The organism is Paenarthrobacter sp. YIM B13468 (genome assembly GCF_042788025.1).
Classification (GTDB): Bacteria; Actinomycetota; Actinomycetes; order Actinomycetales; family Micrococcaceae; genus Arthrobacter; species Arthrobacter aromaticivorans.
Genome location: NZ_JBHZPI010000018.1, coordinates 1 through 22213, shown reverse-complemented (window position 1 = coordinate 22213; position 22213 = coordinate 1). Strand labels below are relative to the sequence as shown.

At 61.6% G+C, this 22213-nt stretch carries 19 protein-coding genes and 1 tRNA gene; 9 read left to right on the top strand and 11 right to left on the bottom strand.

Going from position 1 to position 22213, the window contains the following annotated elements:
• Nucleotides 1-11: 11 nt before the first annotated feature.
• Nucleotides 12-1196: a MarP family serine protease gene (locus ACFX4T_RS16855; RefSeq protein ID WP_223946859.1), complete on the bottom strand. Its 1185-nt coding sequence runs from the start codon at nt 1194-1196 to the stop codon at nt 12-14.
• A 235-nt stretch (nt 1197-1431) separates the two neighbouring features.
• Here ACFX4T_RS16855 and ACFX4T_RS16850 point away from each other — a divergent pair, with 235 nt between their 5' ends.
• Nucleotides 1432-2109, top strand: a complete 678-nt coding sequence (locus ACFX4T_RS16850) for a Crp/Fnr family transcriptional regulator (RefSeq protein ID WP_011775987.1) — start codon at nt 1432-1434, stop codon at nt 2107-2109.
• A 173-nt stretch (nt 2110-2282) separates the two neighbouring features.
• Here the strand turns inward: ACFX4T_RS16850 and ACFX4T_RS16845 are convergent, their stop codons facing one another.
• From ACFX4T_RS16845 to ACFX4T_RS16835, 3 genes are read right to left on the bottom strand one after another with little or no spacing between them, the layout of a single operon-like run.
• On the bottom strand, nt 2283-3194 hold the full coding sequence (locus ACFX4T_RS16845; RefSeq protein ID WP_377652769.1) for an NUDIX hydrolase: 912 nt from the start codon (nt 3192-3194) through the stop codon (nt 2283-2285).
• A 17-nt stretch (nt 3195-3211) separates the two neighbouring features.
• Entirely contained in the window at nt 3212-3748 is a 537-nt protein-coding gene (locus ACFX4T_RS16840) for a RidA family protein (RefSeq protein ID WP_216927009.1), read from the bottom strand.
• A gap of 2 nt (nt 3749-3750) precedes the next feature.
• On the bottom strand, nt 3751-3906 hold the full coding sequence (locus tag ACFX4T_RS16835) for a DUF4177 domain-containing protein (protein ID WP_011775990.1): 156 nt from the start codon (nt 3904-3906) through the stop codon (nt 3751-3753).
• Between ACFX4T_RS16835 and ACFX4T_RS16830 the strand changes: the two genes are divergently transcribed.
• The 5 genes from ACFX4T_RS16830 (at nt 3905) to ACFX4T_RS16810 (ending at nt 11141) form a co-directional block, all read left to right on the top strand.
• Complete coding sequence (locus tag ACFX4T_RS16830; RefSeq protein WP_377652767.1) at nt 3905-6244, top strand: transglycosylase domain-containing protein; 2340 nt, start codon at nt 3905-3907, stop codon at nt 6242-6244. The two genes, ACFX4T_RS16835 and ACFX4T_RS16830, sit on opposite strands and share 2 nt — an antisense overlap.
• 2 nt (nt 6245-6246) lie before the next feature.
• Nucleotides 6247-7194 carry a metallophosphoesterase gene (locus ACFX4T_RS16825; protein ID WP_377652765.1) on the top strand — a complete coding sequence of 316 codons (948 nt, stop codon included), beginning with the start codon at nt 6247-6249 and terminating at the stop codon, nt 7192-7194.
• Nucleotides 7195-7360: 166 nt separating this feature from the next.
• Entirely contained in the window at nt 7361-9160 is a 1800-nt protein-coding gene (locus tag ACFX4T_RS16820; RefSeq protein WP_377652763.1) for an ABC transporter ATP-binding protein, read from the top strand.
• Nucleotides 9157-10989 carry an ABC transporter ATP-binding protein gene (locus ACFX4T_RS16815; protein WP_216927006.1) on the top strand — a complete coding sequence of 611 codons (1833 nt, stop codon included), beginning with the start codon at nt 9157-9159 and terminating at the stop codon, nt 10987-10989. Before ACFX4T_RS16820 ends, ACFX4T_RS16815 begins: the two co-directional genes overlap by 4 nt.
• 75 nt (nt 10990-11064) lie before the next feature.
• Nucleotides 11065-11141: transfer RNA gene (locus ACFX4T_RS16810), tRNA-Pro, on the top strand.
• A 195-nt stretch (nt 11142-11336) separates the two neighbouring features.
• Here the strand turns inward: ACFX4T_RS16810 and ACFX4T_RS16805 are convergent.
• Complete coding sequence (locus tag ACFX4T_RS16805; RefSeq protein ID WP_216927005.1) at nt 11337-11546, bottom strand: hypothetical protein; 210 nt, start codon at nt 11544-11546, stop codon at nt 11337-11339.
• A 124-nt stretch (nt 11547-11670) separates the two neighbouring features.
• Here ACFX4T_RS16805 and ACFX4T_RS16800 point away from each other — a divergent pair, with 124 nt between their 5' ends.
• A complete protein-coding gene (locus ACFX4T_RS16800; protein ID WP_216927004.1) occupies nt 11671-12951 on the top strand; it encodes a helix-turn-helix transcriptional regulator in 1281 nt (426 codons plus the stop codon).
• A gap of 74 nt (nt 12952-13025) precedes the next feature.
• On the opposite strand, the gene ACFX4T_RS16795 is transcribed toward ACFX4T_RS16800, so the two are convergent.
• Together ACFX4T_RS16795 and purD are read right to left on the bottom strand one after the other, a co-directional pair.
• Nucleotides 13026-13964, bottom strand: a complete 939-nt coding sequence (locus tag ACFX4T_RS16795; RefSeq protein WP_223946865.1) for a phosphoribosylaminoimidazolesuccinocarboxamide synthase — start codon at nt 13962-13964, stop codon at nt 13026-13028.
• Between the two features lie 2 nt (nt 13965-13966).
• Nucleotides 13967-15277, bottom strand: a complete 1311-nt coding sequence (purD, locus tag ACFX4T_RS16790; RefSeq protein ID WP_377652909.1) for a phosphoribosylamine--glycine ligase — start codon at nt 15275-15277, stop codon at nt 13967-13969.
• 137 nt (nt 15278-15414) lie between these two features.
• On the opposite strand from purD, the gene ACFX4T_RS16785 reads away from it, so the two are divergent.
• Entirely contained in the window at nt 15415-16431 is a 1017-nt protein-coding gene (locus ACFX4T_RS16785) for an asparaginase (RefSeq protein WP_216927002.1), read from the top strand.
• A 28-nt stretch (nt 16432-16459) separates the two neighbouring features.
• Nucleotides 16460-16891, top strand: coding sequence for a sterol carrier family protein (locus ACFX4T_RS16780; RefSeq protein ID WP_377652759.1), 432 nt, complete (start codon nt 16460-16462; stop codon nt 16889-16891).
• Between the two features lie 69 nt (nt 16892-16960).
• Here the strand turns inward: ACFX4T_RS16780 and ACFX4T_RS16775 are convergent, their stop codons facing one another.
• The 4 genes from ACFX4T_RS16775 to ACFX4T_RS16760 all read right to left on the bottom strand — a co-directional run bounded on the left by ACFX4T_RS16775 (nt 16961) and on the right by ACFX4T_RS16760 (nt 21854).
• Nucleotides 16961-18448: a cation:dicarboxylate symporter family transporter gene (locus ACFX4T_RS16775; RefSeq protein WP_223946866.1), complete on the bottom strand. Its 1488-nt coding sequence runs from the start codon at nt 18446-18448 to the stop codon at nt 16961-16963.
• A 253-nt stretch (nt 18449-18701) separates the two neighbouring features.
• Nucleotides 18702-19469, bottom strand: a complete 768-nt coding sequence (locus tag ACFX4T_RS16770) for an SDR family oxidoreductase (protein WP_377652757.1) — start codon at nt 19467-19469, stop codon at nt 18702-18704.
• Between the two features lie 44 nt (nt 19470-19513).
• Nucleotides 19514-20275, bottom strand: a complete 762-nt coding sequence (locus tag ACFX4T_RS16765) for an aspartate/glutamate racemase family protein (RefSeq protein WP_377652755.1) — start codon at nt 20273-20275, stop codon at nt 19514-19516.
• 13 nt (nt 20276-20288) lie between these two features.
• Nucleotides 20289-21854, bottom strand: a complete 1566-nt coding sequence (locus ACFX4T_RS16760) for an NCS1 family nucleobase:cation symporter-1 (RefSeq protein ID WP_377652753.1) — start codon at nt 21852-21854, stop codon at nt 20289-20291.
• Nucleotides 21855-22213 lie beyond the last annotated feature (359 nt).

Genomic DNA, 22213 nt, shown 5'->3' with positions numbered 1-22213 from the left:
TGCCCTCAAAGTTACTTGCGTGTGCATTGCCCGGGCGAAACCGGAGCGCTAAGACCTGGAGCTTGTGCAGCCACCGGCTGGATGTCCTCCATGGTGAGTGCGAAGCCAAGCGCAGCATCGGTGGTGGTCTTGGCAAAGATCAGGCCTGCTACCTGTCCCTGCATGGTGAGCAGCGGCCCTCCCGAGTTACCGGGTTGGACGTCACCCGCAAGCTTATAGACCGACTCCGGAGAAGGATTGCTGCCATAAATATCGGGAACCAGGATGGTCGAGACACCTTGGACCGTTGCTGGTTTGGACTGGAAAGGACCGCCGTGCGGGTAGCCCGCAAAAGCTGCGGGGCTGCCAGCTGCCAGGTCTGGACTCAACTGGAGTGGATCCGATGAAAGTCCGTCCACTGCCAAAACTGCGATGTCCCGCTGGGAGTCGAAATAGACCACCCGTCCCGGCAACGCGCCGCCGTCGGGAATCTCCACCACCGGTTGCGACACGCCCGCCACAACGTGCGCATTGGTCACGACGCGCCCGGGCGACACCACAAATCCGGATCCAGTTTGATTCTGGCCGCATTCAAATGCCGTTCCGGCAATCTTCAGGACGGACTCGGCGGCCCGGTTCAGGGCAGGAGTGTCAGTGGACTCGTTGGGAACCGGAACCGGCGTCGCTGGGCCGAAGCCCTCAATCAGCGTGGGAATACCGTCGCCGATCACCGTTGACCGCAGTTGCGCCATAGTGGTTTTGACCGGCGTCGGCGTCAAGGAATCGATGTACCGAATGACACGCGATTCAGCCAACTGCTGCGAGACAAACGGCACGCCCAGCGAACTGATACTGAAGGCCAACATGGACATCACCAGCGCCGCGACCACCACGCTGACCACGCCGCCAATCAACCGGTCAGCTGCGTGCAAGGGCTTTATCCGCACGGCATGGCGGACTTTTCGTCCGATCATGGTCCCCAGCCCGTGGCCAAGTGCAATAAGTACGACGGCGGCACCCACCGTTGCCGTCAGCCTCCAACCGCTATCGCTCACCCAGCCGCTCACAAGTGGAACAGCCACAAATGCAGCAATCGCGCCAACCACAAAACCGGCAATTCCGCCCAGCGTCACCAGGAAGCCATTGCGCAGGCCATAGATCAGGTAGGACAGCAGCATCAAGATCAATGCCAAATCCAAAATCGTCAAGCCAAACACCAATGCTCCTTGTGACCGGGTAGCGCCAATTGTAGTTGGGCACCCTGACAGGGAACCGTTAGTCCCATCACGATACGGGTCCCCTCCGAGCGCACAAAGGCACGGCAAACAGGGGCTGACAGGGGCAAAAACCGCGCCGTTTCAGCGTTTCGCCTGCCAAGTACGTCACAGAAGCTTAAAAATTCTGAAACAATGGCTGGAGCGCCACGACCGAAACTTATATTCAGGAGATTTCATGGACATCGAGGTATTGCGCCGCGCACCCCTCTTCGCCACCCTTGACGACGACGCATTCCGCTTGCTGACGGACGAGCTCACCGAGGTGGACCTCTCACGCGGGGCATCGGTATTCCGCGAAGGCGACCAGGGTGACCAGCTGTACTTCATCGTTTCCGGCAAGGTAAAGCTCGGCCGCACCTCCCCCGATGGCCGCGAGTCCCTGTTGGCCATCCTCGGCCCTGGAGAACTCTTCGGCGAAATGGCGTTGTTCGACCCCAGCCCCCGCACCGCCACGGCCACCGCCGTCTCCGAAACGCGCCTGGCAGGTCTAAAGAACGAAAGCCTCAACGCGCTGCTTCGCACACGTCCCGAGGTTTCCGCGCAGCTGTTGCAGGCACTCGCCCGCCGACTCCGCCGCACCAACGATTCACTGTCCGACCTCGTTTTCTCGGACGTCCCGGGCCGCGTCGCCAAGGCGCTCCTGGATCTGGCTGACCGCTTCGGGCGTCCGGCCACCGACGGCGTGCTGGTTGCCCACGAACTGACGCAGGAAGAACTGGCCCAGCTGGTGGGCGCTTCCCGCGAAACCGTCAACAAGGCACTGGCCGAGTTCGTCCAGCGCGGTTGGCTACGTCTGGAAGCGCGCGCCGTCGTCATTCTGGACATGCAGCGACTCCGCCAGCGTTCGCGCTAAATTTGTCCTTGCAAAAAAGCCGCTCCGGTAATGAACCGGGGCGGCTTTTTTCGTCGGGACGTGAGAGAGGAACCATCAAAAACCGTCCCGATGTGAGAGAGGAACCATCAAAACCCGTCGGGATGTGAGAGAGGAACCATCAAAACCCGTCGGGATGTGAGAGAGGAACCGATTTAGCGCTCCCGCTGTGGCTCTCCGGCTACGGTCCTGGCGGCTTCGACCTCGAGCATCAGCACTCCACCTTCATCTACCAGTTTGGGTTGGTACAGGTGGGCCTTGCGCTTGTAACTCAGGTAAGCGATACAGCCGTTGGCGTGGGCCATTTTTTCGAGCATGATTTCGGACCCTGGCACCAGAAGCTGGCCGAGGGTGAGTCCCACCGTGTTTTCCTGGGCTATTTCGTCGCCGAGGGCTGTGGTGTCGCGAAGCGCGATGGCTTCCGCGGCGCACACCCAACGGCCCCAGACTCCCTTGCTGCCCAGGATGCTCGGCTGCTGGTTCACGGGGACAGTAGCGGCGAAATAGCGCGTATTGAAACGGGTGTGCGCGAAGTCGGGGCTGAGCCAGTTGACCAGGGGCTTCAGCAGGTCCGTGCGCAGCGAAAGACCACGCTTGGCAAGCACTTCGCTGAAGGACTTTTCCTGGCTGGACACAGCTTCCCGGGCTTTCATCCATTCCACCGTGGAGTTGGCCTCCACGGTGGAGGAAGCGTCGGGGCCGGCAAGGAGGACGCCGGTTTCCTCGAAGAGTTCGCGGATTGCGCCCACCACGTGGCGGCGGGCGAGTCCGACGTCGTCCGTTCCCATATGCTCAGACCAATACTGAGGTGAGGGACCCAACCAACCGACGGGGTCGTCATCGGACTGGTCCAGGGACCCACCTGGGTACGCGACGACACCCAGCGGCGAGGAGCCTGGCCTGTAACCAAGCCAGGTCTCCAGACCGGTGGGTGAGTCCCGCAAGAGGACGACGGATGATGCGTAGCGGGCGGCCCTGGGGGTCCGCTCGCCGAGCTCAAGCCAGTTTCGTGCCGCCCCTTCGAGTGCCGGGGGGAGTTCGAACAGGCGGCGGGCAAGCTGCGGCAATTGGGTGAACCGGTTCTTTAGCTGAATTCAGCGATGAGCTCGACTTCGACGGGAGAGTCGAGCGGCAGGACGGAAACGCCGACGGCGGAGCGTGCGTGCTTGCCGGCGTCACCCAGTACCTGGCCGAGAAGTTCAGAGGCGCCGTTAATAACGCCGGGCTGGCCCGTAAACGTGGGCTCGGATGCAACGAAGCCAACCACCTTGACGATGCGGGTGATGCGGTCGAGGTCGCCGATGACGCTCTTAACGGCAGCGAGGGCGTTGATCGCGCAGACAGCGGCGTAGCGCTTGGCATCCTCGGGATCGACGGTGGGCTCGTCGGAGGCGCCCAACTCGCCGAGGGACACCTTGCCCGTAGCTTCGAGTTTGCCATTAATAAAGGGCAGCTGGCCGGAGGTGTAAACGTAGTTGCCGGAGACGATCGCGGGCACGTAGGCGGCAACGGGTGCGGCCACCTCCGGGAGGGTCAAGCCGAGCTCGGCGAGACGCTGCTCAACGGCCGACGTCGGAGCGCCGGATTCCGCGGCAGACGTGGTTTCTGCGGGGGTTGTCATGATTACTGCTTCTCCCTCTTCAGGTATGCAACAAGGCCTTTGCCATCGGGTCCACCGACGACCTGGACAAGCTCCCAACCGTCCTCGCCCCACTGGTCCAGGATCTGTTTCGTGGCGTGGATAATGAGCGGAATCGTGGCGTACTCCCATTTGGTCATGACAGAAAGCCTAGCCCTTGCCGGTAAAGTGGAAAACATGGTGACTCGCAAGAACCCCATATTCGACACTGCCACCACCCTCGGAAAGATTTTAGGTTTCCTTGGCGTGAGCGCGATTTGTGGCGTCCTGGTGGCGGGCCTTTTGGTCCCCGCAGCCGCCGTTTCGGGCAGTGCCGCAAGTGGTTCAATCCAGTTCTTTGACACTCTGCCGGCAGAGCTGCAGGTGGACCCGCCGAGCCAGAACACAACGATTCTGGCGAAGGACGGTACACCGATTGCATCGATCTACGCTGAGAACCGGACCAAGGTTCCGCTGGATCAAATGAGCCCGTTCATCAAGGACGCTGTCATCGCTATCGAGGACAGCCGTTTTTATGAGCACGGCGGCATCGACACCACCGGCATCATGCGAGCCATCGTGAGCACCGCCCGCGGCAACAAGCAGGGCGCATCCACCATTACGCAGCAATACGTCAACAACGTCATCAATGAATCGCTGGTGGCCTCCGGCAAGGACGAAGACGTCAAGCTGAACGGCCTCAACAAGGGCGTCGGCGATAAGCTCCGCGAGATGAAGCTGGCCATTGCCTTGGAGAAGAAGTTCTCCAAGGAGCAGATCCTTGAGGGCTACCTCAACATCGTCTTCTTCAACCGTGACGCCTACGGCATTGAAGCTGCGTCCAAGTTCTTCTTCAGCACTTCTGCCAAGGACCTGACACTTCCGCAGGCAGCCTTGCTGGCTGGTTTGGTGAACAGCCCGTCCGCCTTCGATCCGATCACCAACCCGGATAACTCCAAGAAGCGCCGCGACCTTGTGCTGGCTGCCATGGTGAACCAGGGCAAGATCAGCCAGGCGCAGTACGACGAAGCGGTTGCCACCCCCGTCACCACCAAGGTCACGCCTGCACGCCAGGGTTGCGCATACGCCACCATGGCTCCGTACTTCTGCGACTACGTGCTGCACCTGCTCTTGAACAACCCGGCGTACGGCGAGACCTCGGACGAGCGCGAGAAGCGGGTGATGCGTGGCGGCCTGACCATCCGCACCACCCTTGATCCCACCGCTCAGACCGTTGCCCAGCAGCAGGTTGATGGGACAGCTGGCGCCAACCCGGACAAGTGGGGTGCCTCGATCGTCTCGGTCCAGCCAGGCACCGGCCAGATTGTGAGCATGGCCCAGAACACTGTTTGGCTCCCCCAAGAGGGCAAGTTCGATCAGACCCAAAACTTCAACGTGGATGTCCTCGATGCCGACGGCAATGACCTCAACGGCATCGGCGGCTTCCAGCCCGGTTCTACCATGAAGCCGTTTACGTTCGCTGAATGGCTGAACGAGGGCAAGTCGATGAATACGACGATCAACGCTTCAGTCCGCAGGTACCCGCAGAACTTCCGTTGGAGGAACACCTGCCCTGCGCCCACCGTTGGCTGGTATGACGCCACCAATGGCACGTTCGACCTCCAAAACTCGGACGAGGGCTACTACAGAAACATGACGGTCCTCTATGGCCTCATGAACTCCATCAACACGGCGACGTTTGCGTCGGCTGCCCAGCTGGACCTCTGCGGAATCCAGGGCATCGTCGATGCTACGGGCATCCACAGCGGCCTGCCTGCACGGGACGATACTGGCAAGATCACGGACCCTAATCCCAAGGTGCCAATGACCACCCTGGGTAACCTCATCGGTTCCACCCAGACTGCGCCTCTCACCATGGCCAGCGCCTTCGCCACGTTTGCTGCCGATGGCAAGTACTGCCAGCCAATCGCGATTACGTCGGTAAAGGACCAGTCCGGCGCCGACCTCCCGGCCCAATCCTCCAACTGCAAGGATGCCGTCAAACCTGAGGTTGCCCGAGGCGTGGCGTACGCTATGCAGGAAGTCTTGAACGCCGGTTCGGGTTCGCTGATCCGGCCTGCTCTTTCCACTCGTAACAACTTCCCGGTAGCCGCCAAGACCGGTACCAACGACACCAACGGTTCCACCTGGGTGGTCGGCTACACCACGGGGTTGGCAACAGCTTCCTGGTTCGGTGACCCCTTGGGTGACCAGAAGCGTCCCGGACGTAACTTGACCGTCAACGGCAAGTTCTACCAGTCGATCGACGGTTACATGATTGCAGGCCCGCAGTTCACCAACTACATGCTTGCCGTTGCTCCTGCGTATGGCACCAACCCGTTCCAGGCGCCGCCGTCCAACCTCCTCGGAGGCCCTGCTCCGCAGCGCAGCACAGCGCCGGCACCCACGCAGAACAATCCCGCTCCCCCGACGACAGCCCCCACTGGTAACACGGGCAATAACGGGAATGGGAACAACAGCGGCCCTGGCAAGGATTAACCGTGCAGTTCCCTGATTCCCTGGCAAACCGCGTCCGCACTATCGGGCGCGGTTTCGCCGTCACCACTGCCCTCGGCGCCGCTGCGGGCACGGCAGCTGCTGCCTACGGTTGGTGGGAAAAGGACCAGTTCGGAGTCCGTCATGAGACGCTCCCCATCCTCCCCGAAGGTTCGGAGCCGTTCCGCGTGCTGCACCTGAGCGATATCCATTTCGTTCCGGGACAGGACAAGAAAACCCAGTGGCTCCACTCCTTGGTGGATTTGAAGCCCGATCTTGTAGTCAACACCGGCGACAACCTCAGCCACGAACAGGCCGTCGATCCGCTGATCACCGCTCTCCGGCCTCTCATGGAATTTCCCGGTGTCTTCGTCCCGGGTTCCAACGATTACTACGCACCCAGGATCAAGAACCCGGCGGGCTACTTCCGCGGACCGTCGAAACTCAGGACTGATCCCATCAAGCTCGACTGGCCCAGGTTGCGGTCTGCGTTCGGCATGGGGGGCTGGATCGACCTCACCAACCGCGCCCAGTCGGTGGTGTTGAACGGCCTGCGTTTCGATTTCTCGGGGGTCGATGATCCCCACCTGAAGCGCGAACGTTATGCTGGTTGGCCCCGCGGCACCGTGAACCAGGATGCCCGTCCCCACCTGAGGATCGCCGTCATCCATGCACCGTACCAACGCGTCCTCGACCACTTCACCGAAGCCGAAGCAGACCTGATCCTGGCCGGACACACCCACGGCGGCCAGATTTGCATCCCGGGTTACGGCGCTCTCGTATCCAACTGCGACCTGCCGACATGGCGGGCGAAGGGCCTCCACGATTGGGAAAGTGACGGGTTCACGACGCCGGTGAACGTCTCAGGCGGCATTGGCACCTCGCGCTACGCCCCGGTCCGGATCGCGTGCCGCCCGGAAGCGGTCTTGCTGACCCTCACGGCCCGCGGCTAAACGCCCGGCGCAGCTAACCGCACGGACCATTACGAACCCCAATAACTGGGGAACTTTCCACATAGCAAAGTGTGGTCCTGTGAAACGAATCACGGCATGGCATAGGGTAGTTGCTACGGGAAACTACCTCCGCACCATCTGAAGATCCAGCTGTTGAGAAGCGGGCATGTCCAAACAAACGTCATTCTTCACATCCGTCGGCCGCCTGTACCCTCATGTGCGGCCCATCCTCCCCCGGCTTTTCATGGGCCTCCTCTGCGCCCTGCTCGCCAGCATCGTCGCGCTGACCATCCCCCAGGTGCTGCGTGTATTGGTCAACACCTCGCTTCAGCCGGGCGGTGACCCAGGCGCTGTCTGGATTGCCGCAGTCGTGATTCTTGCGCTTGGTGTGGCTGAAGCCGGACTGGTGGCTCTGCGGAGGCAGTTCGTGATCAACCCGGCCACCACGGTTGAGACCAGGATGCGCGTATCGCTGTATGGTCACCTCCAGCAACTCACAGTGGCTTTCCACGATCGCTGGGGTTCCGGGCAGTTGCTGTCCCGCGCCATGACGGACTTGAGTTTCCTGCGCCGCTGGATGGCGTTCGGCGCGATCATGCTGGTGGTCACCACGTTGACAGTGATCATTGGCGTCGGAGTCATGTTCTCCATGAGTTGGCAACTGGCGTTGATCTTCCTCGGCGCGGCTGTGCCGATAATGGTCAATTCGTTTCGCTTCCGCCGTCGTTTCAGCCTGGTCACGCGCCTCAGCCAGGATCAGGCGGGCGATCTTGCTACCACGGTGGAAGAGTCAGTCCACGGCATCCGTGTCCTGAAGGCTTTCGGCCGCAGCCGCGAAGCGCTGGAGAATTTCAACGGCCAAGCGGAAGAGCTGCGGCAGACAGAGATTGCCAAGGCGAAGCAGCAAGCCGGCTTCACGCTGGTGGTCACCTTGCTGCCTGAGTTGGCACTGGGCGTCGGCCTCGTGGTGGGCATCATGCTCGCGGCCAGCGGCCAGCTGAGTATCGGCTCGCTGGTTGCGTTCTTCGCGACCGCCGCCGTGGTGGCCGCTCCCGTGGAATTTTCCGGCATGCTCCTTGCCATGGCGCTGACTGCCAAGACTGCGCTGGACCGGCACTTCGAGGTCATGGACACCGAGAACACCATCACCTCGCCGGATAAGGCTGCCGTGCCGGAAACAGTGAAGGGCGCCCTGCGCTTTGAGCACGCGGGCTTCGGATTCGACGACGGCGGTATGCTCCTGCGTGACATCACCCTGGATATTCGTCCTGGCGAAACCATGGCACTGGTGGGCATCACCGGCAGCGGCAAGAGCGCCTTGCTCCAACTGGTACCCCGTCTTTACGACGTCAGCGAAGGCTCCGTGACTATAGATGGCGTGGACGTCCGCGACTACGACATCGAGGAACTCCGGCGCATCGTTGCGGTGGCTTTCGAAGACACCACGCTGTTCTCGAGCTCGGTACGGGACAACGTCCTGCTCGGCTCCCCTGAGCCCAGCGACGCAGCCCTGGATGAAGCCTTGGACGTTGCCCAAGCCCACTTCGCCTACTCTTTGCCCGAAGGCGTCGACACGCTGATTGGTGAAGAAGGATTGAGCCTTTCAGGGGGCCAGCGGCAGCGCATAGCCCTTGCCCGGGCCATCGCAGCGAAGCCGAAAGTCTTGGTCCTGGACGATCCTCTCTCGGCCTTGGACGTCAACACCGAGGAACGTGTGGAAGCACGATTGCGCGAAGTACTGCACGAGACCACCACGCTGATCGTCGCGCACCGGCCCTCGACCGTGGCATTGGCGGACCGCGTGGCCTTGCTTGAGAACGGAACCATCACCGCGGTCGGAACCCACACGGAACTGCTGGCTGAAAACGCCCACTACCGCTACGTCATCGCAAGCCTGGATACCGGTCCGAGGGACCTGGACAGCGAACTGGACGAGCTCGAAGACGCCGAGGAGGCCCGCCGGTGAGCGCCACAACCTTTGGAACCGCCAACGAGGACAACACGCTCCTGAGCAAAGCGGACAGCAAAGCAGTACGACGCCGGTCACTGGCCTTGCTGGGCTCGCTGATCCGCCCGGTGCGGTTGCGTTTCTGGATGACAATCGTGATGGTGGTGGTTTCACAGCTCACCCGCGTGGCGGGGCCAGCCCTGATCGCCTTTGGCATCGACACCGCTTTGCCCGCATTGCAAGCCGGCGACAATGGCCCGTTGGTACTCGCCGGTGCCTTGTACTTGGCCGCGGCAGTCGCCACCGCTGCAATGACCGCCCTCTACGTAACGTCCACAGCCCAATTGAGCCAAGCCATGCTTCTGGACCTCCGGGTCCGCGTGTTCAGGCACACCCAGCGGTTGAGCCTTGAATTCCATGAGAAATACACGTCCGGCCGCATCATCGCCCGTCAAACCTCGGACCTCGAGGCGCTGCGGGAGTTGCTGGACTCCGGCGTAAGCTCGCTGGCCTCGGGCATGCTGTTCATGCTCTTCACAGCCTTCACTGTATTTGCCTTGGACTGGCGGAGCGGATTGATCATGCTTGCGGCGGGTGTGCCCATGTTCCTACTCGCGCGCTGGTACCAAAAGCATTCACAGATCGCGTTCCGGGAATCCCGGGTGGTTTCGGCGCGGTTGATCGTACACTTCGTGGAAACCATGACCGGCATCCGTGCAGTGAAGGCCTTCCGCAAGGAGCGCGAGAACGCCGACCGCTATGGAGCCCTGGCTGAGGACTACCGCAAGAACACTGTCCGCTCCATCAACCTGAACGGCATCTTCCAGCCGGGACTGGTCCTGATCGGCAACGTGTGCGTGGCGACGGTCCTGTTGTTCGGCGGGTTCAGGGTGCTCAGTGGTGACCTCGCAGTGGGCGTACTCCTGGCCCTCATCTTGTCCACGAAGCGCTTCTTCCAGCCGGTGGACCAGATGGCCATGTTCTACAACTCCTTCCAGAGTGCCCAGGCTGCACTGGAGAAAGTATCCGGGCTCCTCGAAGAGGTACCCACCGTCCGGCCTCCAAAAAATCCTGTGCCGCTGAAGAGTTCACGCGGCGAGATCGACTTCAAGGGTGTGCAGTTCGGGTACAGCGACGGCAAGGTGGTTGTGCCCCAGCTGGACCTTCACATTCCGGCTGGCCAAACCGTCGCCTTGGTTGGGCAGACGGGCGCCGGCAAATCCACTCTTGCAAAACTCGTCGCGCGCTTCTACGACGTCACGTCAGGCGCCATCACTTTGGACGGCATTGACCTCCGTGATCTGGCTACCACCGACCTTCGCCGCGCAGTGGTCATGGTGACCCAGGAAGCCTTCCTGTTCAGCGGCTCCGTGGCGGAGAACATCGCGCTGGGCCGGCCGGAGGCTTCACGTGCTGAAGTGGAGGCGGCGGCAAAAGCAGTGGGCGCCCATGAATTTATCCTGAGCTTGCCCGAGGGATATGACACGGATGTGAACAAGCGTGGTGGCCGCGTGTCCTCGGGCCAGCGGCAACTTATCGGATTCGCCAGGGCCTTCCTCGCCGCGCCTGCCGTCCTGATCCTTGATGAAGCAACGTCTTCACTCGATATTCCCTCCGAGCGGATGGTGCAGGCAGGACTCGCCCATCTTCTGGAGGGTGTTGCAGGCCAGAACGCTGCCCGTACAGCCATCATCATTGCCCATCGCCTCTCCACCGTGGAGACAGCGGACAGGGTGCTGGTGGTCCACGACGGCCGGATTGTTGAGGACGGAACACCGGCCGAGCTAATCACTGGTGGTGGCCAGTTTGCCCGGCTCCACGGAGCCTGGCGGGACTCGCTCGTGTGAGGAGCGACACCCGCTCCTCGATTTCGCATCCCGCAGCGATTCAGCTATCCTTGAACAGTTGCTTTCGCAGCGGATCGGGATGTAGCGCAGCTTGGTAGCGCGCTTCGTTCGGGACGAAGAGGTCGCAGGTTCAAATCCTGTCATCCCGACCAAAAAGGAAATGGCGTCGAGAAATCGGCGCCATTTTTGTTTGTCCGGGGATGCCCTGAGTGCCGCCACGACACGGACGTTCGTCCAAGCCACACATCCCCGCCGGCCGCCTGCAAACCCGAGCACCCGCAGGAACGCAAAAGAAAACCCCGGAGCATCGCTCGTCACGCTCCGGGGTTTCTTCAGTAATTACTGATTTACATAGGATCCGGCCAGTTGCCGATGGACGACGTCGTGTACGTCGTGTCACCTGACGTGGTGGTGGACCTCATAGGATCGGGCCAGTTGCCAATAGCACTTACCGAGCCGGAGTCTGCCGCTGCAGCAGCAGAGACGACTGCGGGAGCCGCAACCGTAAAAGCGAGAGCGCCTGCCAAGGCCACCGAAGCGGCCATTTTCTTGAACATTATGTTCCCCAATGCGAGTCGGATTCGTTACGGAAATTGCACGGTCCCTGTTGACATACATTGTAAAATGTTTTCCACAGAGACTGTCAAGGTTTTGGTGAAAAGACACCTGTAGGAGGACCCCGTGGGAAACGGATTCGGCGAGAAGCTACGTGCCGAACGGCTCGAACGCGGGTTGACGCAGGCAGAACTGGGCAAAAACCTGTATTCCCCGAGCTACATTTCGCTGCTTGAAACAGGTCGTCGCGAGCCTACTGCCGAGGTCATCGAAGAGCTGGCACGCAGGCTCGAGCTAGCGCCCAAGGCGTTGGAAGCCTGGAGCCAACCTGTCTCCGTGAGCGATGCAGAGTACGTGCTGGCTGGTTTGTATGCCCGGCAAGCGTGGGACCTGCGCGACTACCAACTCGCAGCAAGCCATGCAGCGACTGCCGCGCAGATCGCCCTCGAGGCGAAGAACAACAGCGCCTGGTGGAATATGACCTACATGCAGGCCGAGTGCGTGATGAAGCAAGGCCAACTCAAGGAATGCCAGCAAATTGTCGAACATTTGTTGGAACACCCCATGGCGACGGAATCGGCAGGGCTTGGCGTCCGGGCATGGCAGATGCTTGCCGCAGTCTGTCACGGACAAGGTCAGCTGGCCACCGCCGTCGAGCATGCAAAGAAAGCTGTGCAACTGTCCGAACAGCTGCCCAAGGGATCCACGCTGATTATCGGCGCGCACCGGGCGCTGATCGGCGCCCTCGCGGAGAGCGGCAAGCTTGACGAAGCATGGGAGTACTGCCTGACCATGATCGAGCACATGGACGAGCACTCCATGTCCCAGCTGGCCGGCGAGGTCGCGTGGGTGGTGGGCAACGTTGCTTTCATGCGACACGACTACGTGGAGGGCATCAAGCACCACGAGCGCGCGGCAAAGCTACTCTCCCCCGCCAACGACATCGAACTGTGGGCCCGATTCAACAAGGCATCGGCCGCTGTCAGGTTGTCGTCCGGCATTGTTGAGCCCGAAACCCTGTCCGCAATTGAACGTGCCGAGCTGGCGTTGTCCATCGTCGGGGGAAACAAGACGGACCAGCTGGAAGTAGCTTTCATCCGCGCACGCTGGCTGTACCTGACGGGCGATATTCCGGCCGCGGTGGACAAGCTTCGCGAGATCTACAAGGACCGCAAGGTATTGGCCCGCCACACGGCTGGAGAGGTCTCGCTGTTGCTGGGGAAGTCCTTGAAGGCAGCAGGTGAAACCACGGAGGCCCTGCACTATCTGGAAGAGGCCCAGCACGACTTCAGTGCAGCCGGCGCCTCGGACCGGGTCCAGCAAGCAATGGATGCTGTCCTGGAGATCCGTCTGGCGGAACGCCGCGCCGCTGCATCACACCCGGAAGCGCACTCCGAAGCAAGCTAGCCAACCACGAAGACACACAAAAAGCCCCGGACCAGTGGTGAACTTGAACTGGTCCGGGGCTGTTTGGTGCAAAGTTAGGCGAACGTTCGCCCTGTGAGTTTCTCGTAGGCTTCCACGTAGCGGGCACGGGTGCGCTCCACGACTTCAGCGGGCAAGGCCGGCGGAGGCGTGTCCGAGGACTTGTCCCAGCCGGACTCGGCCGAGGTCAGCCAGTCACGGACGTACTGCTTGTCATACGAGGGCTGCGACTGGCCCGGCGCATAAGTGGATGCGTCCCAGAAACGGGAGGAGTCCGGGGTGAGGACTTCATCGCCAAGCGTGATGATGCCCGTGTACGTGTCGAGGCCGAACTCCACCTTGGTGTCGGCAAGGATGATGCCCCGTTCGCGGGCGATCTCCTCAGCGCGGGTGTAGATCTTCAGCGTGAGTTCGCTGAGGCGGGCGGCGATGTCGTCACCGACTATGGCCACGACGTCGTCATAGGTGATGTTGACGTCGTGCTCGCCGACGTCGGCCTTGGCAGAGGGCGTGAACAGTGCCTTCTCCAGGCGGGAACCGTCAACAAGCCCGTCGGGAAGCGGGATGTTGCAGACCGTACGGGAGTGCTTGTACTCCTCCAGCCCGGAACCCGTGAGGTAGCCACGGGCGATGCACTCCACCGGGAACATCTCCAGCTTCTTGCAGATCATGGCCCGGCCCTCGACGGCGGCCGGAACGCCACCCTCAACCGTGGAGGCCAGCACGTGGTTCTCAACATCCAGCTGATCGAACCACCACAGGCTGAGCTGCGTCAGTATGCGGCCCTTGTCAGGGATTTCGCTGCTCAGGACGTGGTCGTAGGCACTGATGCGGTCGCTGGCAACCACCAGTACGCACTCCTGGCCGACCTTTTCAGTGATGGATTCATCCGTGGGGACGTAGAGGTCGCGAACCTTGCCGGAATAGACGTGCGTCCAGCCCGGAAGCTGCAGGGTCTCGGTTTTGAAACCGCCTGTGGGGAGCGAATCAGTCATGCTCAGGCCTGTACTTTCGGGAGGGTTCCGGTTGCTGCGTAGGGCACTCGGATTTCACCGCGGGCGGCCTTGCCTCCGATATCCGTACGGAACTGCGAGCCTTCAAGCTGAACCAGCTCAACGCCGTCGTACGCTTTTTCGCGGGCCTCCACCAGATCGGAACCGAGCGCGACCACTGCGAGAACGCGACCGCCGGCCGAAACCACTTTGCCTTCCTCATCCAGCCTGGTGCCGGCGTGGACAACGTGGACGCCTTCGAGCTCGTCCACCTTCTTCAGGCCGCGGATGCGATCCCCTGTGCGGGGAGTATCCGGATAGTTTTCGGCGGCCACGACGACGGCGACTGCCGTGTCCTTGGACCAGCGCAGCTCCTCTGCGGTGTCCAGTTCGCCCTTGGCAGCTGCCAGGAGCAGCGCACCGAGCGGAGTCTTGAGTCGGGCGAGGACTGCCTGGGTCTCGGGGTCGCCGAAGCGTACGTTGAACTCGATGACGCGCGTACCGCGCGAGGTGAGTGCAAGGCCGCAGTACAACACGCCGATGAAGGGCGTGCCGCGGCGTGCCATCTCATCCACGGTTGGCTGGGCGACGCGGTCGATAACTTCCTGGACCAGGCCTTCGGGAGCCCACTCAAGCGGCGTGTAGGCACCCATGCCACCAGTGTTCGGGCCTTCGTCGTTATCGTAGATGCGCTTGAAGTCCTGCGCCGGAGACAGGGGAACGGTGGTGCGTCCATCGCAGAGGACGAACAGGGAAACTTCGGGGCCGTCGAGGAATTCTTCGATGACAACTGTTCCGCCAGCGTCGAAACAAGCCTGCGCATGCGCGAGGGCTTCCTCGCGGTCGTTGGTGACCACAACGCCCTTGCCTGCGGCGAGGCCGTCGTCCTTGACAACGTGTGGAGCGCCGAACGTCGCCAGGGCGTCCGCGGCTTCCTCCGCATTGGTGGCAACGCGGGCCATGGCCGTGGGAACACCGGCCTCAGCCATGATCTGCTTGGCAAAGGCCTTGGACGCTTCGAGCTGGGCTGCTTCCTTGCTCGGTCCGAAGACCGGAATCCCGGCTGCACGGACGGCGTCGGACACACCGGCGGCCAAGGGAGCCTCCGGACCGACGACAACCAGGTCTACGCCCAGCTTGGTGGCGAGCGCGGACACGGCTTCCGGGTTGTTCCCGTCAATTGCGTGCGTGGGAACGAGTTTGCTGATGCCCGCGTTGCCCGGGGCAGCGTGGACCTCGGAAACGTTGGGATCTTCAAGCAGAGAGCGGACAATGGCGTGTTCGCGGCCGCCTGGGCCAATGACGAGTACCTTCACAGTCTTCAAGGGTACTTTGTGTAGGGCGCGGGGCCTAAGCTGTGTCGGTTCCCCGGCAACGAATGACTGGATCCGGGACCGCGCCCGGACCTCGCATGTGACCAGGGAACACAGCCGTCGCGCCCTAGACTGGCCTCATGCCCATGAGTTCGCATGAAACGTTCAACGTTGAGTCCGCCGTCGAACTGGCAGTCATCGAACGCAGTGGCTTTATCGAGTCCCGGCACATCGGTGCTGCCGTCGTCCTTGCCGGTGACGGAAGCGTAGTCACCCGGCTTGGTGACATCGATGCTCCCATCCTGGCCCGCTCCACCCTGAAACCATTCCAGGCCCTCGCAGCCATGCAGTCCGGAGTCCCGCTTCGGGGCGCACAGGTGGCTGTGGCCTGCGGAAGCCACACCGGTTCACTGGACCACATGGACGTGGTGGAGGGAATGCTCAAAGCGGCAGGTGTCCGCGAGGATCAGCTTCAGTGCCCCACCGCATGGCCGCAGGATGAAACCGCCCGCAATTGGCTGGTCCGTTCCGAACGCGGCCAGAGCAGGCTTGCGTTCAACTGTTCCGGGAAGCACGCGGCTTTCCTGTGGGCCTGCACGGAAAACGGCTGGGATCTTCGCAGTTACCTTGAGCCGAATCATCCGTTGCAGCAGCGCGTGCGGACCGTGATCGAGGAATACAGCGGCGAAACGATCTCGCATTTGGGCATTGATGGTTGCGGAGCACCCGTTGCGGCGATTTCGCTGACTGGACTGGCCCGGGCGTATTCACGTCTGGCTAAATCACCGGGCGATTCCTCCTCGAACGCACGCGCCGCAACCATCGCCACGTCCATGCTGGACTACCCGTGGGCGGTCCAGGGCAAAGGCGAGTCGAACACGATCGTCATGGAAGAGCTGGACATCCTGGCCAAGATCGGCGCCGAAGGGATTCTGGTCCTCGCCACTCCCACCGGCGCAACCGTGGCCGTCAAGATGCTGGACGGCAACCTCCGCGCTACGTCCCTGGTGGGCTTGACCCTGCTTGCCGTAAGCGGCGCGGTAGATATTCCCGCGGTTTCCAACGTCCTGGAACGCGTCGTGGAACCCGTGCTCGGCGGCGGGCGTCCAGTGGGCAAGATCCGCTTGGGCCACGCCGTATCCGCGATGCTCGACTGAGTCACCTAGCTATATAAGGAAAGAAACCATGGCAGTTGCACGACGCCGCATCGACGTCAACGAGGGCCGCGCTGCGCTGGCAGCCTGGCAATCCGCCGTCGGCCCCTCAACTGGAGGTCCCTCAACAGAAGGCCCATCGGGTGAAGGCGCCTCCGGCGAAACCGGCGCCGCACCGCCGTCGCGCTCTTTGATTGCGCTGGCCGTGCGCTACTCGCTCGAGGAAGTCACCGCCCGCGCGCCCGGCAATTCGGTGGAGGTCCGCGTGCCTCCGTTCGGCGTCACGCAGTGCGTGGAGGGGCCCCGTCACACCCGCGGCACTCCCCCAAACGTCATAGAGTGCGACGCCGCCACCTGGCTTGAGTTGGTTACCGGCCGGATCTCGTGGGGAGACGCCGTTTCGGCTGGCCGCGTTGCCGCGTCCGGACTACGCGCGGACCTCTCGGAACTGCTTCCTCTCTAACGGCTTTGCGTACAGCCAATGCCCTCAAGACGGCGTCTTGAGGGCATTGGCTGTACACAAACTGTGGAGTTAGTCAGGGCAAACCGGGGTGGTTGGTTGCCCTGGCTTGCTCATCTCGAATTGCGGGATCTCGTCCGAGGTTGGACCTCCACGGAATTTCGGTGAGGGGTGGTGGCCTTCGCTGAGGCGTTCGAGCTCCTGTTCCTCGAATACTTCCTCCTGGCCCAGCATGATGGCTGAATCCTCGTTGGTAATCTCGCCATTGAAGGCACGGACCATGACGCTGCGGTCGAACTGGCCTTCCCACTTGGCTACAACGAACGTGGCTACGCAGTTGCCAAGCAGGTTGACGACGACGCGCATGGAGTCCATGAGGCGGTCGGCTCCGAGGAGGAGTGCTACGCCTGCAACCGGGAAGATGCCAAGGGCGGCAGCCGTGGCCGAGAGGGCCAGGAACGATGAGCCCGGGACACCCGCCATGCCTTTGGACGTCAGGAGCAGCACACCCAGTGCGGCCAACTGCTGACCGAGGTCCAGGTGGTGGCCGAACGCCTGGGCAAGGAAGAGCAGGGAGATGGAAAGGTAGATCGCTGCGCCGTCAAGGTTGAAGGAGTAGCCGGTGGGAACCACCAGACCGGTGGTTGCCCGGGAACAGCCAGCGTTGGTCAGCTTGGTCATGATGCGCGGCATGACCGCTTCAGTGGACGCCGTGCCGAGTGCGAGCAGGAATTCCTCGCGGGTGTATTTCAGGAACTGCCACAGCGGAACACGGGCGAAGCCCCAGGCCACAAGGAACAGCAGGCCTATGAAGACGACGGCCGCTCCGTAGCAGGATGCGATCAGAAGCGCATACGTGCCCAGCGTGCCAAGCCCGTACTGGCCAATGATGAAGGCCATGGCGCCGAAGGCACCAATCGGAGCGACCTTCATGATCCAGGACATGATCTTGAAGATCAGCTCCAGAACGGTCTCCATGAGGCTGATCACCGGCAGGCAGCGCTGGCGACCGATGACCACGATCGCGGCACCGAAGAAAACGGAGAAGAAAAGCACCTGGAGCAGGCTGTTGTTGGCGAAGGCGCCGATCACGCTGGTGGGGATGACGTCCAGCAGGAAGGTCGCCGCATCCTTGGGAACCGCGTGGCCGGTCTTTGCGTCCACGGCTTCCTGGGAAAGCGTGGAGGGATCGATGTTCAGGCCGGCACCCGGCTGGACGATGTTGCCCACGATGAGTCCGAAGACCAGGGCGAAGAGAGTGGCGCAGGTGAAGTACAGGAGTGCTTTGACTCCGACCCTTCCGACCGCCTTGACGTCGCCGACTGCCGAGATGCCCGTGACGATCACGAGGAAAATCAGCGGGGCGATGATCATCTTGATGAGTTGAATGAATCCATCACCCAGCGGCCGGAGGGTGGACCCGAGGTTCGGCCAGAAATGACCGATGAGCACACCTGCGACGACGGCGATCAGGATTTGAAAAAAGAGCGACTTATACAGTGGCTTCTTTTTCAGCGGGGCCGAACTCGCCTTCAGCGCCGCAGAGTCTGGGATCTTCATTGATCTGAACCAATCAGTTGGGAACAGCCCCACATTTGGGGGTTGTTTAAAAATGTAAGCCCGCTCACATCATTCCGCAAGGGGAAATTGAATTTCCATATTGCGGAAAGTCACATTTGGATGGGAATCCCTACTCCCGTGTCTTCCTGACCCCTTTTGGCAAGGAAAAACCCACGACACGCCCAAAATATGGGCGTGCCGTGGGCAGAGTAAAGCAAAGAGGGTCAGGACGACACACTCAAGACCAGGTGACCTAGCCGCGGCCTATGAACGGCATGCCCGCGGCTGTCACCACCAGGGAACCAACGTTGGCCGAGGCCGGCATGTTGGCCATCATCAGCACGGCCCGGGCAGCGTCCGCCACGGGGAACATCGGCTCCACCTTCCGTGACCCATCGGCCTGGAGGGCACCGGAACCAACGCCGATGGTGTCCATGATCTCGGTGCGGGTGTTGCCGATGTCTATCTGTCCGCAGGTGATGCCGAAGTCGCGGCCATCCAGCTCGATGCTCTTGGTCAGGCCGCTCATCGCGTGCTTCGTCACCGTGTACGCAACAGATCTGGGCCTGGGGGAATGCGCCGAGATGGAGCCGTTATTGATGATGCGTCCACCCTGGGGATCCTGGGCCTTCATGGTCCTCACGGCCTCAGCGGCGCACAGCATGGAGCCCGTGACATTGACGCGCAACGTAGCCTCCCACTGATCGACGTCGATCTCGCCAACATCGCCGGCTGGTCCGAAGATGCCGGCGTTGTTGAATAGCACATCAACGCGGCCCCAGCGTTGCCGCACCTCCGCGAAAAGGCGCGCGACGTCGTCGGGCTCTGTCACATCGCATGGCGCCACCAGGGCATCCGGATGGTTGTTCGCAGTCTCCAGCAACTGCGCTTCGCGACGCCCTGCCAACGCCACACGGTAACCATCAGCGAGCATGAGGCGGGCTACGGCCCGCCCAATGCCGGAACCGGCACCGGTCACGACGGCGACCCTCGGGTCTGCGGGCGGGCGTGGGTCAGTCATGTGGTGGCCTTTCGGGGAATCGCCTTGAGCTTCTGTAACCAGCGTCAGCGAGCGGCCTCCGCGGGCTGCTCCGCAGTGGGCTGGGCTGCTGTTATCGGCCAGCCTATGACAGTCTTCGGACGCGGCGTTGCATAGGTACGGACTTTGGACGTGCTGAGGCCGAGCCGGACCAAGGATTCAGCGATGGTGACGGCCGCAGCCACACCATCAACAACGGGCACGCCGGCGCGCTGCCGGATCTGCTCGTCGAGGCCAGCCATGCCACCGCAGCCAAGGACAATCACCTCGGCCTTGTCCTGCAGGACAGCTTGCTCGGCCTGGCCCACGATCGCTTCGACGGCTCGGTCCGGGTGCTCCTCGAGTTCCAGTACAGCCATACCGCTGGCGCGGACCGAGGCACAGCGTGCCTCCAGCCCGCCAAGCTTGAGGCGGTCCTCAATCAAGGGGACGGCACGGTCCAACGTAGTAACGACCGAGTACTTATGGCCGAGGAACATCGCCGTGCTGGCAGCAGCCTCGGTGATATCGACCACCGGGACATCCAGGAGCTCCTGCAACCCCTCCCGGCCGTGCTCGCCGTAGCCTGCCTGGATGACGGCGTCGAAAGGTTCGGGATAGTTGACCACAGCATCCATGACAGCGATCGCGGCAAGGTAGCTCTCGAAGTTGCCCTCGCAGGAGTCGGCACCAAAGCGTGGAGTGATGCCAACGATCTCAGTGCCGGGGGCGGCAGCAGCCCGGGCCTGAGCGGCGATCGAATCGGTCATGGACTGTGTGGTGTTCACGTTTGCAACAAGGATGCGCATGGTTTCCTCTGTATCAGTGCGTGCTGGCGACAGCGATTGGTTCGCCGGAGACGTCTTCGTGGGCCTGCTTCTTGTCAGCGACAGTGAAGTACGTGAGCGCAGCGACGCCGGCTCCGATGAACCACGCGAACGGCGCCGCGGGAGCTAATCCTGGAATGAAGGCGATGGCGATGGCCAAGGCAGCTGCGGGGAGCATGGCAATGATGGCCTTGGGGTTCACGCCCCGCTTGTAGAAGTATGCGCCCTTGGGATCATCGGTATAGAGCTCGGGAACGTTGACCTTGCCCCGACGGACCAGCCAGTAGTCGGCCATGACCACTCCGAACAGCGGGCCGAGCAGGGCGCCCAGGCCACCAAGGAAGTACACGATGACGATCGGGTTGTTGTAGAGGTTCCACGGCAGGATTATGAGGCCAATCGTGCCGCTGACCCAAGCCGCCTTACGGAAGTTCAGGTGGCGCGGGAAGAGGTTGGTCAGTGCATAAACGGGTGCTACGAAGTTGGCCATCAGGTTCACGGCGATGGTCAGGATCAGCAAGGCAAGGCAAGCCAGGACGAGCAACAGAGTATTGGGGATGCTCTGGACGATGTCCGACGGGCTCTCGATGACTGTGCCATTGATCTTGTACTGTCCACCGGCCATGACCACCACGATTGCACCGAATACCAGCATATTGATGGGGATGCCCCAGAAGTTGCCCTTGACGATGGACTTCCTGGAGACAGAGGACCTGGTGAAATCGCAGAAATTCAGGACAAACGTTCCGTAGATGGAAACCCACAACGCCCCACCGGCAAAGATGGTGAGCCACATGTCGGCACCTTCGAGTCCCTTGATGCCGCTCCACTGGATGGCTCCGCCGGCCTCGATGAAGACCCACACTGCAATCGCAGCCATGGTGAGCAGGATGATGGGACCTGCGAAGGCCTCATATTTACGGATCATCTCCATGCCGAAGCTGACGATGACCAGCTGAATTATCCAGAGAGCCACGAAGGAGAGCCAGCCCAGCGCTGAAAGGCCCAGGATCGAGTTGCTGTCCAGATCTTTCAGGCCCGGGGCCATGGCGACGAGCATGACGCGAAGCACCACTGATGCCAGGTATGTCTGGATCCCGAACCAAGCGACAGCCACGGCGCCACGGACGAGGCTGGCGATCTGCGCACCGCGGATGCCGAAGCTGATGCGGCTCATGACGGGGAACGGAACGCCGGTCTTCTGGCCCATGAATCCGGAGAAGTTCAAGAGGGCGAAAAGCAGGGTAGCCCCAATTCCCAGTGCCACCAGGATCTGCCAGCCACCTAGACCGAGCGAGAACAAACCAATGGCGAAGGCATAGTTACCCAGGCTGTGGACGTCATTGGCCCAGAGGGTAAAGATGCTGTAGCTCGTCCACTTGCGGCCTGCGGCCTTGGTGGGTGCGAGGTCAACGTTGTAAAGACTCGGGCTGATGGTACGGCCTGCGGCTTCGGAAGCAATAGCGCAAAGGTCCGTGTTGCCCACGGCCGGGTGGTTGGGCCCACCTGCTGTTGTGTCTCCCGGAGTCTCAGTGACGCCGACTGATGAAGTCGTCTGCATCGTGGATCTCCACTTCTTACTGTTTCCACAAAGCGGAAACAAGTTATTGAATAGTGAAAGTACTCTATGACTCAGGTCACGTCACGTCAAGGCGTCACAAGTGTATGGAGGGTCACATTCGGTTGATTGGGCCCGCCTTTCCCAGTTGACTGTTGCGGTTACGTAATCCGTGTTGACGCTGCCCATCGGCAGACGTAATCTCGAATTGCAGAATTTTATTCTCACAATACGAAATTCCTTGAGCGCCCCCACAGAGCAAGCGCCCAGACATTCAATGAAGAGAGGTTGGACGTGGCTGCAGGAGAAGAGACCTCACACATCCTCAGCGGGTTGACTGCCCAGCTGCCTGATCGTGATCC

Coding starts and splice junctions, on each gene's coding strand:
- ACFX4T_RS16830 (WP_377652767.1), top strand. CDS start 3,905: ATGACAGAAAGCCTAGCCCTTGCCGGTAAAGTGGAAAACATGGTGACT.
- ACFX4T_RS16780 (WP_377652759.1), top strand. CDS start 16,460: ATGGCAGTTGCACGACGCCGCATCGACGTCAACGAGGGCCGCGCTGCG.
- ACFX4T_RS16840 (WP_216927009.1), bottom strand. CDS start 3,748: ATGACAACCCCCGCAGAAACCACGTCTGCCGCGGAATCCGGCGCTCCG.
- ACFX4T_RS16795 (WP_223946865.1), bottom strand. CDS start 13,964: ATGACTGATTCGCTCCCCACAGGCGGTTTCAAAACCGAGACCCTGCAG.
- ACFX4T_RS16770 (WP_377652757.1), bottom strand. CDS start 19,469: ATGACTGACCCACGCCCGCCCGCAGACCCGAGGGTCGCCGTCGTGACC.
- ACFX4T_RS16835 (WP_011775990.1), bottom strand. CDS start 3,906: ATGACCAAATGGGAGTACGCCACGATTCCGCTCATTATCCACGCCACG.
- ACFX4T_RS16820 (WP_377652763.1), top strand. CDS start 7,361: ATGTCCAAACAAACGTCATTCTTCACATCCGTCGGCCGCCTGTACCCT.
- ACFX4T_RS16785 (WP_216927002.1), top strand. CDS start 15,415: ATGCCCATGAGTTCGCATGAAACGTTCAACGTTGAGTCCGCCGTCGAA.
- ACFX4T_RS16765 (WP_377652755.1), bottom strand. CDS start 20,275: ATGCGCATCCTTGTTGCAAACGTGAACACCACACAGTCCATGACCGAT.
- ACFX4T_RS16760 (WP_377652753.1), bottom strand. CDS start 21,854: ATGCAGACGACTTCATCAGTCGGCGTCACTGAGACTCCGGGAGACACA.
- ACFX4T_RS16805 (WP_216927005.1), bottom strand. CDS start 11,546: ATGTTCAAGAAAATGGCCGCTTCGGTGGCCTTGGCAGGCGCTCTCGCT.
- ACFX4T_RS16850 (WP_011775987.1), top strand. CDS start 1,432: ATGGACATCGAGGTATTGCGCCGCGCACCCCTCTTCGCCACCCTTGAC.
- ACFX4T_RS16775 (WP_223946866.1), bottom strand. CDS start 18,448: ATGAAGATCCCAGACTCTGCGGCGCTGAAGGCGAGTTCGGCCCCGCTG.